Annotated in this window: 12 protein-coding genes; all 12 read right to left on the bottom strand. The window is 74.9% G+C overall.

All coding sequences use genetic code 11. The features are described from left to right. Positions 1–14 precede the first annotated feature (14 nt). The 12 genes from IF61_RS0107880 to IF61_RS0107825 all read right to left on the bottom strand — a co-directional run bounded on the left by IF61_RS0107880 (position 15) and on the right by IF61_RS0107825 (position 14,868). The gene (locus IF61_RS0107880; RefSeq protein ID WP_052392491.1) at positions 15–2,900 is read right to left on the bottom strand and encodes a helix-turn-helix transcriptional regulator; all 2,886 of its coding nucleotides are present in this window, start codon (positions 2,898–2,900) and stop codon (positions 15–17) included. 372 nt (positions 2,901–3,272) lie between these two features. Next, on the bottom strand, positions 3,273–3,734 hold the full coding sequence (locus IF61_RS0107875; protein WP_030365539.1) for a hypothetical protein: 462 nt from the start codon (positions 3,732–3,734) through the stop codon (positions 3,273–3,275). Positions 3,735–3,817: 83 nt separating this feature from the next. After that, complete coding sequence (locus IF61_RS0107870) at positions 3,818–4,939, bottom strand: DUF5954 family protein (RefSeq protein ID WP_030365538.1); 1,122 nt, start codon at positions 4,937–4,939, stop codon at positions 3,818–3,820. 59 nt (positions 4,940–4,998) lie between these two features. Further along, positions 4,999–5,679 (bottom strand): UdgX family uracil-DNA binding protein, encoded by a 681-nt coding sequence (locus IF61_RS0107865; RefSeq protein WP_030365537.1) that lies wholly within the window; start codon positions 5,677–5,679, stop codon positions 4,999–5,001. Further along, complete coding sequence (locus tag IF61_RS0107860; RefSeq protein ID WP_030365536.1) at positions 5,679–6,224, bottom strand: type 1 glutamine amidotransferase domain-containing protein; 546 nt, start codon at positions 6,222–6,224, stop codon at positions 5,679–5,681. Before IF61_RS0107860 ends, IF61_RS0107865 begins: the two co-directional genes overlap by 1 nt. A 40-nt stretch (positions 6,225–6,264) precedes the next feature. Further along, on the bottom strand, positions 6,265–7,221 hold the full coding sequence (locus IF61_RS0107855) for a TIGR03557 family F420-dependent LLM class oxidoreductase (RefSeq protein ID WP_030365535.1): 957 nt from the start codon (positions 7,219–7,221) through the stop codon (positions 6,265–6,267). Between the two features lie 96 nt (positions 7,222–7,317). Beyond that, a complete protein-coding gene (locus IF61_RS0107850; RefSeq protein ID WP_030365534.1) occupies positions 7,318–8,346 on the bottom strand; it encodes an SDR family oxidoreductase in 1,029 nt (342 codons plus the stop codon). Between the two features lie 59 nt (positions 8,347–8,405). After that, positions 8,406–9,527, bottom strand: coding sequence for an enolase C-terminal domain-like protein (locus IF61_RS0107845; RefSeq protein ID WP_030365533.1), 1,122 nt, complete (start codon positions 9,525–9,527; stop codon positions 8,406–8,408). Next, positions 9,524–11,941, bottom strand: a complete 2,418-nt coding sequence (locus tag IF61_RS36235; protein ID WP_211264844.1) for a GMC family oxidoreductase — start codon at positions 11,939–11,941, stop codon at positions 9,524–9,526. Before IF61_RS36235 ends, IF61_RS0107845 begins: the two co-directional genes overlap by 4 nt. A gap of 2 nt (positions 11,942–11,943) precedes the next feature. Beyond that, on the bottom strand, positions 11,944–12,423 hold the full coding sequence (locus tag IF61_RS0107835) for a hypothetical protein (protein WP_030365531.1): 480 nt from the start codon (positions 12,421–12,423) through the stop codon (positions 11,944–11,946). Then, positions 12,420–14,240 carry a thiamine pyrophosphate-requiring protein gene (locus IF61_RS0107830; protein WP_030365530.1) on the bottom strand — a complete coding sequence of 607 codons (1,821 nt, stop codon included), beginning with the start codon at positions 14,238–14,240 and terminating at the stop codon, positions 12,420–12,422. The genes IF61_RS0107835 and IF61_RS0107830 overlap by 4 nt, the downstream gene beginning before the upstream one ends. A 136-nt stretch (positions 14,241–14,376) precedes the next feature. Beyond that, on the bottom strand, positions 14,377–14,868 hold the full coding sequence (locus IF61_RS0107825) for a DUF6328 family protein (protein WP_030365529.1): 492 nt from the start codon (positions 14,866–14,868) through the stop codon (positions 14,377–14,379). Positions 14,869–14,887 lie beyond the last annotated feature (19 nt).

The raw sequence follows: 14,887 nt of genomic DNA, 5'->3' as shown, positions 1-14,887 counted from the left end.
CCCGCGCCGGGCGGTCACCCGGCGCGGGCGCCCGACCAGGCGGCGGGCTCCGCGGCGCACTCCGGCCGGTCGGAGGCCGCGGAGCCGCTCTCCGGCCGCGCGAAGTACTCCGCGAGGCCGGAGCGGCCCGTCACGGCCAGCTTGCGGTAGACGCGGCTCAGGTGCAGCTCCACCGTGCGCTGGGTGACGAACATCTTCGCCGCGATCTCCCGGTTGGTGAACTTGGCCACCGCCATGAGCGCGACGCGCCGCTCGGTCGGGGTCAGGGCGTCGATGCCCACCTCGGTCGGCCGCCGCGGCCGGGCCCCGGCCGCCAGCAGCTCCTGACGGGCCGTCTGGGCCAGCACGGCCGCCCCGCACTGCTCGGCCAGGGACTGCGCGCGCCGCAGGTGCTCGCGCGCCTCGCCGAGCCGGCTGGACTTGCGCATCAGGATGCCGAGGTCGGTCAGCGCCCGGGCCAGGTCCAGCCGGGCCGCGGAGTCCTCCAGCACCTCGACGGCCTCCCGCAGCGCCTCCTCGCCGCCCAGGCCCTTGGCCAGCAGCCCCGCCGCCCGCAGGGCCCGGCCCGTCGCCCGGCGGCCGCCCCACCGGCGGGCCCGGCCGAGCTCCTCGTCGACGAGGGCGAGCGCGGCGTCGCGCTCGCCGAGCGCCGCGTGGACGAGGGCCGCCTCCGAACGCCACGACAGCACGGACGGGTTGAGCTGCCCGGCAGCGCCGAGCCGGCGGCCGCACTCCAGCAGGTCGGCCAGGCCGGCCTGCGGATGGCCGCAGGCCACGCGAAGCCGCCCGCGATGGAAGAGCAGGGCCGCGAAGTGGGCGCCCTCCGGCACGTCGGCGTCCAGGCCGAAGTCGCTCAGCGCCCGGTTGGCCTCCCGCAGCTCGCCGGTCTCCAGCAGCGCGGCGACGACCGCCGCCATCGCCTGGCCCGTGCGGCTCCAGTGCCCGCAGGGCGAGGCCCCGGCCGGCTCCAGGGCCGCCCGCGCGTCCTCCAGGCAGCCGGCCACGTCCCCGGAGCGGTAGCGCACTTCGGCGCGCATGCTGTGGGCGATGGTGAGCAGCGTCCGCGACCCCTCGGCCCGCGCGCGGTCCAGCAGCGCGCGGCACTCGGACAGGGCGAGGTCCAGCTCGTCGGCGCGGGCGAGCACCTGCAGGGGCACCGTGCGAGTCGCGATGCGCCAGTCGAGGCTGACGTGCTCCTCCTGCAGCGCCTGCCGGGCCTGGTGGACGGCGCGGTCGCGCCCCTCGCCGCGGCGCGAGGAGCGCAAGGCCGCGAGGCTGAGCCTGGTGTGGCGCTCGCCGGGGGTCGCCGTCGCCGCCGGCGGGAGCGGCTCGGCGGCCCCGGCGCAGTCCGCCTCGACCACCGCGTCAACGACCGTGTCGACAGCGTTCAGTTCGCGCAGCAGGCAGCGCTCGGCCCGCAGGACGCTCGCCGTGTCCTCCTCGGCGCCGCGGGCCTCGGCCACGCCTTCCAGCAGGACGCGCTCGGCCTCCTCGGGGCGGCCCAGGAGCTGCAGGGCGTGGGCGGTGCACAGCCGGATGTCGGCGCGGCAGTCGGCGTCGGGTTCGAGGGCGAGGGCGCTCCGCAGGTGTTCCACCGCGGCGGCGGGGTCGGCGGCGAGCTCGATCCGGCCGAGGGCTCGCAGGAGTTTGCCCCGGCACGCTCCCTCGCACTCCTCCAGGCCGCGGTGGAGGTAGGCGCGGGCCCGGCCGGTGTCGCCGCGCTGCATGACCTCGCCGGCCGCCGTGTACAGCACGGTGCAGGTCCAGTGCAGGCCGAGGGTGCTGCGCACGCGCAGGAGCTGGGCGGCGACGCGCTCGGCGGGGGCGCCGGACTCGTGGAGCAGCTGGGCGGCGCGGGCGTGCAGGGCGTCGCGGCGGCTGGGCGGAACGCGCGCCAGGACGGCGGTGCGCAGGACGGGCCGGGCGAAGCGGACGACGCCGTCCTCCCCGGTGAGGGCGCCGGCCCGGACGAGGGAGTCGACGACGTCGGCCGCGCCGAGCGCGTCCAGGCCGAGCAGGCGGGCGATCACGGCGGTGGTGGCGGAGCCGTCCAGGACGGCGACGGCCTGGAGCACCGCCGCGGCGCCGGGGTAGGCCCGGTCGTAGCGCGGCAGGAGGGTGTCGGCGACCTCCACCGGGGCGAGGTCGCCGATGCGGTCCGCGGCCCGGGCGTCGGGGCGCAGGCCGTGCAGGCGCATCACGCGGAAGAGGGCTTCGAGGAGGTACGGGCTGCCGCCGGTGGCGGTGCGGCACGCTTCCACGAAGCGGAGGTCGGGGGCGGCCTCGGCGGAGTCGGGGGCGAGGTCGGGGGCGGCGAAGGCGTCGGCGGCGACGCGGGCGGTGTCCTCGGCGGAGAGTCCCCGTAACAGCGTGCGGTGGCGGAAGGAGGAGAGCACCTCGGCCAGGACGGGGTCGCCGGGGGTCTCGCCGAGGGCGACGGTGGCGACGACCGCGACCGGGGTGTTCTCCAGACGGGCCATCAGGTAGCCGAGGCAGCGCAGGGAGGCCGTGTCGGCCCACTGGAGGTCGTCGACTGCCAGCATCAGCGGGGTGCCGCTGGAGAGCAGCCGGGCGAGCGGGTGGAGCGCCGCGGAGCCGGGCGCGGGGTGTGCGGCGTAGGGGGCCGGGCAGCCCTGGTGGGCCTCCCAGGTGACCGGGCCGTCCGCTTCCGGGGCGGTGCCCGCCAGGAGGGTCCGGGCGCCGGCGATGAGCTGCTGCGCGACGCTGTACTCGACGTCCTGCTCGGAGGCGCGGGCCCGCGCCGACAGCAGGTGGAGGCCGTGTTCGCCGGCCTGGTCCATGGCGTGGCGCAGGAGCCTGGTGCGCCCCATGCCGGCCGTGCCTTCGATGAGGATGCTCTGGCCGCGGCCGGCGCCGGCGGCCTTCAGGATGTCGTGCACGCGTGCCCTCCCCGTAAGGCGGCGGGCCGTCCCGGAGCTGCATGCCACTCCCCCGGGTCCCCCGTTTACCGGCCCGGCCTTTGCTGCCGTGATGCCGTGGGTAGTGATGTGTCTCAGGAGGCCGGACCGTGAAGTCGAAGACGTTAACTCGTATGAACAAACTGACCAATGATTGGTTCACCGTAGCTTATGGCGACACAAGAGGTGACCCTAACTTGAGAGTTGGGGCATTTCAACCGGCATGACGGAGCCACGGACGCCGCCTGCCGTGCGGCGTCCGTGGCTCGTGGGATCCCCCGCCTGCAAGGTCCTGGCCGGAGGGCCGGGGCGGGGCTCCGGCCGTGGGAGGGGCGGGCCGGGGCCCGGCGCGCGCTAGGGGCGCCGCGTCCCCTGCTCCAGCTCGCGGAGCTGGCGGATCATGTCGGCGGCCATCCGCTTCCCCTCCGGGGAGAGCGCCGCGAGGTCGCCGCGCAGGTAGACCGCGCTCACCCCCGCCTCCGCCATGGCCTGGTCCAGCTCGCGGCCGGCCAGGACCTCTTCGTCGATCATGCGCCGGGCCACGTCGTCCTCGGTGAAGTAGGAGACGGGCACGTCGAAGTAGGAGGCCATCGCGCACAGGTGGCGCAGTGTCGGGTTCGTGCGCTCGCCGCGGTGCAGCTGCCACAGGTACACGCTGGAGAAGGTCTCGCCCGACTGCGCGGCGATCTCCGCGGCCAGCTTCTTGTAGGACGGCTTGCCGTTCTCGCTGGGCCCGGCACGCATCTTGAGCAGGTGGTCGAGCTTCTGCGCCACCGTGAGGCGGCGCCGTTCCGGACCGCCCCTCTCGTCACTCATCCTCTGCCAACCCCCCTCTGCACGTCACCAGTTTAGGCACGAAAGGCCGGGCCCCGCGCTGCCGGGCCCCGCCGTATCCTGCACTATCCCGCTTCCTCGATGCGCCGTCTGCGCTCGCGCTCCTTCTCGGCGAGCGCCATCATCTCGCGTACCTCCGGGCAGGTTTCTGTCTCCTCGCCGTACTCGTCGTCCTCCTCGTCGGGGACCAGGCCCTCCTCGCGCAGCTGCTGGTCGTGCACCTTGACAGGGGGCTGCGGGTCGTGGTCGGAGGGGCGCGGGCCCTCCGGGCCGTCCGGTCCGATGCGCACGAGCCGCTCGATGCGCACCACGCGGAAGCGCCGCCCGGCAACCGCAGCCTCGGGGCCGCGCTCGGCGTCGAGCCGGTCCGCCGCCCGGGCGTACTCCTCGCGCTCCGCCTCGTCCAGCCTGCGCAGCACCGGCGCCATCACCCGCAGGTCCAGAGCGAGGGCGTCGCGCGCGCCCTGGGGGGTGTGGCAGCCGCCGGTCACGGGCTCCCACTCGCCGTCGCCGGACCGCTCCGCGATCATGTAGGTGACGGGGAGCAGCACGCCGCCCGGGTGGGTGGAGGCGGCCCGCAGGGAGTCGGCCCGCGCGCCGGCGGGCGTGCCGCCCGGGCCGCGGACGAGGGACAGCAGCTCGACCTTGAGAATGCCCTCGGACATGCCGGTGGCCTGGAGGGTGTCGATGACCATTCCCCGGACGGGGTCGGGCACCTCGTGGGAGCGGCCGACCGGAGCCGGGTCGGGGTCGGAGGGGCGCGGCGGCTCGGGCCCGTCGGGGCCCGTCCGGATGAACTGCTCCGCGCGCACGACGCGGTGGCGGACGCCCCGGACGGTCATCTCGTCGACGGCCTCCCAGTCCAGCTGTCCGGCAGCGGCGAGGTACTCATCGCGGGCGGCTTCGTCGCCGGCGGCCTCAGCGTCGCGGGCGGCCCGGCGGAAGAGGGCGGCCATCGTGTCGCGGGAGTCCTGCGGCGCGGGGTCGGCGAAGCGGGTGAGCACCTCCCAGCCCCCCTCCTCGCGCTCGCGCGCCACGCCGAAGACGGGCCCGCCGCCACCGAGGATGCCGGGGTACGCGTCCCGGGCCCGCCACGCCTCCTCGTCCGCCAGGGCGGCGACCGGGGCGTCGGGCGCGGCCATCCTGATCTGCCGGTACCCCGGCACTCGCTCGCTGTGATCGGACATGCACTCAGCATGTCGCGCGAGTCCGCTCCCGCGCAGGAAAACGCGTGTGCTCACCCGCGTCACCCGCGCAGCAGCCGGGCCGCCACGCCGAGGTCGGACACCAGGCCCGCGTAGGCCTCGGCGCGGGCCGCGGCGTCCGCGCGCAGCACCGCGGACGGGTGGATGGTGGCCACGAGCGCCCCCGCCCCCTCACTCTCGTCCCCTTCGCCCGTGCCGTCCGGCGCGGGCAGCAGCAGCGGGACGCCGCGCTGCTGCGTGACGCGGAACGACGGGCCGAGCAGGGACTTGCCGGCCGTGGCGCCGAGGGCGACGACCACCTCCGGGTCGATCAGCCGCAGTTCGGAGGCGAGCCAGGGCTTGCAGGCGCTGATCTCGCGCAGGCCGGGGGTCTTGTGGATGCGGCGCTTGCCGCGCTCCTGCCGCTCGAACTTGAAGTGCTTGACGGCGTTGGTGACGTAGGCCTCGGCGGGGTCGATGCCGGCCTCCGCGAGCGCCCGTTTCAGGACGCCTCCGGCGGGGCCGACGAACGGCTCTCCCTGGCGGTCCTCCTGGTCGCCGGGCTGTTCACCGACGAGCACGACGCGGGCAGATGCCTCGCCGGTGCCGAAGACGGTCTGCGTGGCGTCGCGGTACAGCGGGCAGCCCCGGCAGCCGGCCGCGGCCTCCCGCAGGCGGCGCAGGTCCGCCTTCTCGGGCACGAAGGGGCCCGCGTCGTAGCCCTCCGGCCCCGGACCGGGCATCAGGCGCCCGCGGCCTTGCGGAACTCGGCGAGCGCGGCGGCGCAGAAGGCCTTGAGGTCGGCCGGTTTCCGGCTGGTGACCAGCGTGTTGGGGCCCGCGGTGCAGATCGCGACCTCCTCGTCCACCCAGGTGCCGCCCGCGTTGCGGATGTCGGTGCGCAGGCTCGGCCAGGACGTGAGGGTGCGGCCGCGCACGACGTCCGCCTCGACGAGGGTCCAGGGAGCGTGGCAGATGGCGGCGACGGGCTTGCCGGCGTCGAAGAAGGCCTTCACGAAGGCGACGGCCCGGTCGTCCATGCGCAGGAAGTCGGGGTTGGCGACGCCGCCGGGCAGGACCAGGCCGTCGAAGTCGCCGGTGCGCGCCGTGTCCACGTCCTCGTCGACGGCGAACGCGTCGGCCTTGTCCAGGTGGTGGTAGGCCTGGATGCGGCCCGTTTTCGTGGACACCAGCCGCGGCGCTCCGGCGGCGTCCATGACGGCCTGCCAGGGGTCGGTCAGCTCGATCTGCTCGACACCCTCCGGTGCCGCGAGGAACGCGATCCGCATGGTCATGGAGTCTCCTCCCGTGGGGTCCGGGGCGGGCCCTTCAGTCCGGCAGCTGCGGCAGCACCTTGCTGCGGTAGAAGTCGAAGAAGCCGCGCTGGTCGGGGCCGATCTGGTTGATGTAGACGGTGTCGAACCCGGCGTCGGTGTAGGCGCCGATCGCGGCCAGGTGGGCGTCCAGGTCGTCCCCGCAGGTCACCGCGGAGGCGACGCGCTCCTCCGGAACGAGCTCGCTCGCCTGTTCGAAGTGGTGGGGAGTCGGGAGGATCTGCGCCAGCTCGCCGGGGAGCTGCTCGGTGGCCCACAGCCGGTGCGCGGTGCGGACGGCCTCGTCGCGGTCGGTGCCCCAGCACACCTTGAGCCCGCCGTGCGCGGGCTTGGCACCGCCCCCGCTGCGCCGGAAGCGGTCGACCGCCTCGGCGTCCGGGGCCATGGTGAGGAAGCCGTCGCCGATGCGCCCGGCCAGCTCGGTCGCGGTCGGCCCGAACGCCGAGACGTCGATGGGCACGGGCTCCTCGGGGACCGTGTACAGCCGGGCGTTCTCGACGGTGTAGTGCTTTCCGTGGTGGCTGACCTCGCCGCCCTCGAAGAGCAGCCGCATCACCTGGACGGCCTCCTGCAGCATCTCCAGCCGTACGGCCGCCTGCGGCCAGGCGCCGCCGAGGATGTGTTCGTTGAGCGCCTCCCCGCTGCCCACGCCGAGCCGGAAGCGCCCGTCGAGCTGGACGGCGGCGGTGGCGGCCGCCTGGGCGACGACGGCCGGGTGGATGCGGATGAGCGGGCAGGTGACGGCGGTCCGCACGGGCAGCGAGGTGGCCTGCGAGAGCGCGCCGATCACCGACCAGACGAAGGGGCCCTGGCCCTGCTCGGAGTTCCAGGGATGGAAGTGGTCGGAGATCCACAGGGAGGTGAAGCCGGCCTGCTCGGCCATGCGCGCCTGTTCGACCAGGTCGGCGGGGCCGTGTTCCTCGGTGGACAGGAAGTAGCCGTATTCCGTCATCGGGGGTGTCCTCCTGGAGGGCGGGGCTTCGGCCCCCGGGTATCCACGGGGACGCGGGGGAAACACCCGGGCGGGAAACATCCGGCCGCCCGGCCGTCACGCACCGCGTACGGGCCTCCCGCGCCTGTGCCGGCGCAGGGCCGCGCGGGCCGCCGCGCCCGCGGCGAGCAGGGCGGCGGCCGGGAGCAGCGCGGGGTGCCGGGCCGCGGCCGCCTGCGGGGAGTGCGCGTGGGACTGCTCGTCGAAGGCGCCGTGCGCGCCGAAGTCGCCGCCGCCGGCGTCGTCCACCGGCTCCCACAGGTTGTGCGGCCGGTCCGCGCGTGCCTGCTCGTCGGTCTGCTGGGAGGAGATGCCGGTCCGGGCCAGGTAGCGGTCCAGCAGGGCGGGGGCCGCCTTGTCGGCCAGGATCGTGGCGAGGGTCGAGGCGCCGACGTAGTACTGCTTGCGCCGGGGGTGCCGTGCGGCGTGCACGACGGCGCGGGCGGCGACCTCGGGCTGGTAGATCGGCGGGACGGGCTGCGGGTGGTTGGGCAGCCTGGACAGGACCCAGGAGAACTGCGGGGTGTTGACCGCGGGCATCTGCACGACCGTCACGTGGACGCGGCTGTGCCGGGCGAGCAGCTCGGTCCGTACGGCGGAGGTGAAGCCGTTGACGGCGTGCTTGGCGCCGCAGTAGGCGGACTGCAGGGGCACGGACCGGTAGGCGAGCGCCGAGCCGACCTGGACGACGGTGCCGGCGTCGCGCGGGAGCATGCGGCGCAGCGCGGCCCGGGTGCCGTTGACGCAGCCGAGGTAGGTGACGGCGGTGACGCGCTCGTACTCCTCGGGCGTGATCCGGGTGAAGGGGGCGAAGACGGAGGTGAAGGCCGCGTTGACCCAGACGTCGATCGGCCCGAACGCCTCCTCGGCGGCACTCGCCGCGGCGTCCACCTGCGCGGGGTCGGCCACGTCGGCGGGCAGGACGAGGGCCTTGCCGCCCAGCCGGGCGACGTCGGCCGCGGCGGCCTCCAGCCCGGCCTCGCCCCGGGCCAGCAGCGCCACGCGGGCGCCCTTGCGGGCGAACATGCGGGCCGTCGCGCGGCCGATTCCCGCGCTGGCGCCGGTGATGACGACGGTCTGGCTCATGGTCTTCCTTCCCTCGGGGTCCCTGGGGAGGCGGCGACCGGTGCGGTCGTCCGTGCGGGTCAGCGGACCCGGTACGGCTCGGCGCGGCCGGCGAGCAGCACGAGTCCGTGGCCCGGTGTGCCCTCCGCGCCCGGGCGTACGGATCCGCCGCCCGGGTCGAGGGCTCCGGCGAAGAACAGCGACTCGATCCTGGTGTGGTCGTGGAACCACTCCAGGTGGCGCAGGTTGGGCACGGCGGCCGCCGCGTGGGCGTGGACGTGCGGGGCGCAGTGCGCGGAGATCTGGATGCCGGCCGCCTCGGCCAGGGCGGCGGCCCGCAGCCAGACGGTGATGCCCCCGCAGCGGGTGGCGTCGGCCTGGAGGCAGTCGACGGCGCCGGCCTGCAGCATGCGGCCGAAGTAGGAGAGGGTGTAGCCGTACTCGCCGGCGGCGACGTCGGGCAGGACCGTGTCGCGCAGCCGTGCGAGGCCGGTGAGGTCGTCGGAGGAGACGGGTTCCTCGAACCAGACGACGCCGTGGGCGTCGAGGTGCCGGGCCAGCCGTGCGGCCTGCTTGCCGGTGTAGGCGCCGTTGGCGTCGGCGTAGAGCTCCACGCGGTCGCCGATGCTGCGGCGGGCGTGGGCGACGCGGTAGCGGTCCCGGTCCTCCGCGGCGCCCCGCGACTCCCCGATCTTGATCTTGACGCGGGGGATGCCGAGCTCCTCGGTCCAGTGGCGCAGCTGGCGGTCCTGGCGCGCGTCGTCGTAGGTGGTGAAGCCGCCGCTGCCGTAGACGGGCACGTCGGTGCGGCACGCGCCGAGCAGCCGTACGAGCGGCAGGCCGAGCAGCCGGGCCTTGAGGTCCCACAGGGCGATGTCGACGGCGGAGAGGGCGCCGGCGACGAGGCCCGGCCGGCCGGTGTTGCGCACGGCGCGGCTCATCGCCTCGTTGGCCGCCGGCACGTCGAAGGCGCGGCGGCCGGCGACGACGTCCGCGAGCTGATCGGTGATCACGTCGGCGGTGGCCGGGGAGCCGTAGGTCCAGCCGGTCCCGGTGGTGTCGCCGGAGTGCACCGAGGCGAGCACGAGGGTCGTGGAGTTCCAGGTCAGGGTGCCGTCCGCCTCGGGCGCGTCGGTGGGGACCGTGTAGACGGCCGCCGTCACGCCCTCGACGACCGGGCCGTCCGGGCCCGGGCCGCTCACCGCGGGGCTCCCGCGGGCGCGCGCAGACCGCTGCGCTGCCCGGCCGCCAGCCGGCCGGCGGCGCGGTCGACGAGCGCCATGATGGTCAGGGCCGGGTTGGCGCTGCCCTGGGTGGGCAGCACACTGCCGTCGGTGACCAGCAGATTGGGCACGGCGAAGGTGCGCAGGTCGGCGTCCACGACGCCGCTCTCGGGGCCCGCGGCCATCCGGCAGCCGCCGACGAGGTGCGCGTACCGGTTGATCGTGATCACCTCGGTGGCGCCGGCCGCGCGCAGGACGTCCTCCATGACGGTCTGCGCGGCGCGGATGAGCATGCGGTCGTTGTCGCACTGGCTGTACGAGAAGTGGGCGACGGGCAGGCCGTAGCGGTCCTTCTCCTGCGACAGGGTGACGCGGTTGTCCGGCAGGGGCAGCAGCTCGCACAGCGCGCCCAGCGTCGCCCAGTGCACGAAGTCGCGCATGTACGTGCGCAGGTCCTCGCCCCAGTGGCCCTGCGCCGACACGTGCTCCGCCCAGACGATGGGCAGCGGGGACACCGTCTGCAGGGAGAAGCCGCGCTTGTACGGCTTGGCGGGGTCGGTCTCGTAGTAGTCCTCCGAGGACACTTCCGGGGGCGGCGCCTTGTAGGCCCGGATCTCCTCGGTGAACCGGCCGGAGGTCTGCGGCGCGCCCTGCACCATGACGTACCGCCCGACGAGGTCGAAGTCGTTGCACAGCCCTTCGGGGAAGCGGCGGCACGCGGAGTTCAGCAGCAGCCGGGGCGTCTCCAGGGAGTAGCCGGCGACGGCGACCGCCCGGGCGCGCTGGAAGCGCTCCCTGCCCTCGCGCAGGTACCGGACGCCGGTGGCCAGGCGGCCCTGCGCGTCGAGCTCGATGCCCGTGACCATGCAGTCAGCGCGGATCTCCGCGCCGTGGGCCAGCGCGTCGGGCACGTGCGTGATGAGGGTGGACGCCTTGGCGTTGACCTTGCAGCCCTGCAGGCAGAAGCCGCGGTAGACGCAGTGCGGGCGGTTGCCGAAGCGGCCGTTGGCGATGGCGACCGGGCCCACGCGCGCCCCGATGCCGAGCGCGGCGGCGCCGCGCAGGAACACCTCGCCGTTGCCGCCGACGGGGTGCGGCGCGTGCGGGTACGGGTGCGGGTCGCCCCAGGGCCAGTACTGCCCGGCGACCGGCAGCTCCTGCTCGATCCGCTCGTAGGAGGCGCGCAGGTCCGCGTAGCGCAGCGGCCAGTCGGCGCCGACCCCGTCGCCCGTGAGCGTGGCGAAGTCGGAAGGGTGGAAGCGGGGCGCGTAGCCGGCGAAGTGCGTGGTCGAACCGCCCACGCCGCGGCCTGAGTTGTTGGCGCCCAGCGGGACCGGGTCGGTGCCGGAGACGACGCGCGGCTCCGTCCAGTACAGGTGGTGCGAGCCGGCCTCGTCGCTGACCCAGTCGGTGTCCGGGTTCCAGAACGGGCCCGCCTCCAGGCAGACCACGGACCAGCCGTGCCGGGCCATGCGCTGGGTGAGGGTGGCGCCGCCGGCTCCGCAGCCGACGACGACGAGGTCCACCTCGTCGCCGTCCTCGTAGCGGCGCATGCCGTCGACGAGGGCGCGGTCGAAACGCTGGTCGCTGCGGGGCAGGAGCCAGGCGGAGGCGTTGCGGGCGCGGAGGCGGCCGGTGGGTGCTGTGGTGAGCCGCAGGGTGCCGGCCGCGGCGCGGGCCGCTGCCGCGGGGCCGCGCCGGCGGCCGGGGGCGGCCCGGTGGTCGGTTGTGCCCACCCGTTCCGCCCCGGCGGAACGACTGCCCACAACCTGCTCGGAATCCGTTACGGGGTCCACCGGGTGCTGGTCCTGGACCTCCCACGGTTCCCTCTGGCCGAGGCCGAGCCTCACGTAGCCCCGCGGGTACGCCGGGCCGCCGAAGCCGATCTCGTTCCAGGCCCACGGGTGGGAGTAGTAGGCCGTCGCGGTGTAGCGCGTCCACAGGCCCCACACGTGGCCGGCCGGCATGCCGTGCCAGCGGGCGGAGCCGGTGTCGCGCACGGCCTGGACGAGCGCGGCCTGCCGTTCGCGCGCGAGGCCGCCGAAGGGGGCGCCGTGCAGGGCGCGGGCGTCGTCGTCCAGGCCGGCGAGCGAGCGCCGCCACGCCTCGTCGTCCTCGGGCATGTCGGCGAACCGCCAGCCGTCGGTCTGCATCTCGGCGAGGCGGGCGTCGACCATCTGCAGGACCGGCACCCGGGGCTCGTCCCACTGCGCGAGCAGGTGGTCGAAGAGCGGGCGGGCCACGGCCTCCTCGGCGAGGGTGAAGAACCGCAGGTCCGGCTGGACGGCCGTGCGGGAGAGGACGACGCCGGAGGTGGCCGCGTCCCAGGTGCCGGCCCGGGCGAGCACGTCGTACCCCGCGAACCGGGGGTTGTGCCGCCCGGGTGTCGTCACCGTCACCGCTCCCGGCGCAGCAGGGCGGCCAGCAGGCCCATGCCGCCGACCATCGTCACCAGGAGCGGCGCGAACAGCGGCGGTCCCAGCTCGATGTTGCAGCGGGCCATCGACCAGCCGCCGGGCTTCTGGGCGATGCCGCGGACGTGCAGGTACGTGCCCTGCAGGCCGTTGGCGGCGATGGCAGCCGAGGCCAGCGGCAGGGCGGTCTTGGCCATCCGCTCGCTGGCGAACCCGGCGACGCCCGCGGCCGCGCCGACGGGCCCGAGCAGCACGGGCCACCACATCACGCGGTTGCCGAAGCTCGCGCGGTCGTGCTCCAGGTAGATCTCCGCCGCCGTGACGAGGGAGCCCGCCGCGGTCAGCAGGGACAGCGTCCGCTCGAACCTGCCGTGGCGGACGTTGCGCACCATGCGGTCCAGGACGTAGGGCGCCGGGCCCGCCGGCCGGGCCCTTCCCCTCCGGCGCGGCAGCGGGCTCACGAGCCGTCACCCTCCCCGTGCGCGCGGCGCTTGTGGCCGCCGGGCAGCATGTCCTGCAGCTTCGCCTTGAGCCCCTGCCGGACGACGGCGGCGCGGTCGCTGTCGCCCTTGAGGACCGCGGCGGCCGCGGCCTCGATCTGGTCGAGGGTCGCGTGCGGCGGGATAGGCGGCACGGCGGGGTCGGTGCGGAAGTCGATGACGAAGGGCCGGTCGGCGGCGAGGGCGCGCTGCCAGGCGGCGACGACGCCGCCCGGCTCCTCCACGCGCACACCGTCGAGCCCGATGGAGCGGGCGAAGTCGGCGTAGGGCACGTCGGGGATCGCCTGCGAGGGCAGGAACTGCGGGGCGCCCTCCATGGCACGCATCTCCCACGTGACCTGGTTGAGGTCCTGGTTGTTGAGCACGGCTACCACCAGCCGCGGGTCCTGCCACTCCTTGTGGTACTTGGCGGCGGTGATGAGTTCGGCCATGCCGTTCATCTGCATCGCCCCGTCGCCCACGAGCGCGATCGCCGGCCGGTCGGAGTGGGCGAACTTGGCGCCGATGGCGTACGGCACGCCGGGGCCCATCGTGGCCAGCGTGCCCGACAGCGAGCCGCGCATGGTGCCGCGCATCCGCAGGTGGCGCGCGTACCAGTTGGCGGCCGAACCGGAGTCGGCGGTCAGCATCGCGTTCTCGGGCAGCAGCGGGTCCAGGGCGTGGAAGACGTACTCGGGGTTGACGGGGTCGGCGGAGACCGCGGCGCGCCGCTCCATCACCTCCCACCAGCGGGCCGTGTTCTTCTCGATGCCGGCCCGCCAGTCGCCGTGGGCCTTGGGCTTCAGCTGCGGCAGCAGGCGCGTGAGGGTCTCCCGCGCGTCGCCCACGAGGTTGATCTCGAAGGGGTAGCGCAGGCCCACCATGAAGGGGTCGATGTCGATCTGCACCGCCCGCGCCTGCCCGAACTCCGGCAGGAACTGGGTGTACGGGAAGCTGGAGCCGACGACGACCAGCGTGTCGCAGTCGCGCATCAGCTCGTACGAGGGCCGGGTGCCCAGCAGGCCGATGGCCCCGGTCACGTACGGCAGGTCGTCGGGCAGCACGTCCTTGCCCAGCAGCGCCTTGGCCACCCCGGCGCCGAGGACGTCGGCGAGCTGCTCGACCTCGGCGCGGGCGCCGCGCGCGCCCTGCCCGACGAGGACCGCCACCCGCTCGCCCGCGTTGATCAGCTCCGCGGCCCGGGTGATCTCGGTGTCCGCGGGCACGGGCGCGTAGGGCGCCACGCCGAGGCTGGAGGGGACCATCTTGAACGCGTGCTGCGGCGGCGCGTAGTCGAGCTCCTGCACGTCGGCGGGGATGATCAGCGCGGTGACGGTGCGGCGCGTGTACGCGGTGCGCATGGCCCGGTCGAGGACGTTCGGCAGCTGCTCGGGGACGGTCACCATCTCGCAGAAGTCGGAGGCCACGTCCTTGAACAGGCTCAGCAGGTCCACCTCCTGCTGGTACGAGCCGCCCATCGCGCTGCGGTTGGTCTGCCCGACGATCGCCACCACGGGCACGTGGTCGAGCTTGGCGTCGTAGAGGCCGTTGAGCAGGTGGATCGCGCCCGGCCCGGACGTCGCCGCGCACACGCCCACCCTGCCGGAGAACTTCGCGTAGCCCACGGCTTCGAACGCGGACATCTCCTCGTGCCGCGACTGGATGAACCGCGGGTTGTCCTCCGCCCGGCCCCACGCGGCCAGCAGGCCGTTGATGCCGTCACCCGCGTAGGCGAACACCCGGTCGACGCCCCACTCTCGCAGGCGCTCCAGGAGGTGGTCGGACACCTTGGTGGACATGGGGCTCTCCCTCTCGCAGAGGCGTCGCGATCGGCTCGCGGCGGGGCTGCGCGCTTCCCGCCACAGTGGTACGGGTGACCGGTCCCGGGCGGGGGAAACACGGGATCCGGGGAATCCCTCGTGCGGATGTGCGGGGTCAGTCCTTCGGCCGGTACCGGTGCAGCACCCAGCCGGGCAGCCCGAACCAGCACAGCACGAGCCACGCCACGATGCCCGCCACCAGCCAGGGGACGGCGGCGTTGTGCAGCGCGACGCGCAGGATCAGCAGCAGCGCCGAGGCGACGGTGCACAACAGCAGGACGACCCCGGCCAGCGTCAGCCGGGCGGCCCAGGCCACCGTCTGCGGCTTGATGCGGCGCCCGCTGACGATCCGGTGGAAGGAGACCGGGCCGATCAGGGCGCCGGTGGTGGCCGCGCCCAGCATCACGGTCACGACGTAGATGGTGCGGTCGGTGCCGTCGAGCGTGGCGAAGCGCGGGGTGAAGACCACGGTCAGCAGGAAGCCGAAGAGGATCTGCACGCCCGTCTGGGTGACGCGCACCTCCTGCAGCAGCTCGCCCCAGCGCCGGTCCGCACGCTCCTCGGGCGACTCATGGCGACCACCGCCCTGCCCTCCGCTCGCCGCCATCGCCGTCCCTCCGCTCCTC

It is taken from the genome of Streptomyces roseoverticillatus (genome assembly GCF_000719265.1).
Classification (GTDB): Bacteria; Actinomycetota; Actinomycetes; order Streptomycetales; family Streptomycetaceae; genus Streptomyces; species Streptomyces roseoverticillatus.
Note: the sequence above shows the minus strand (reverse complement) of the source record. Positions and strands in the feature narration are given on the sequence as shown.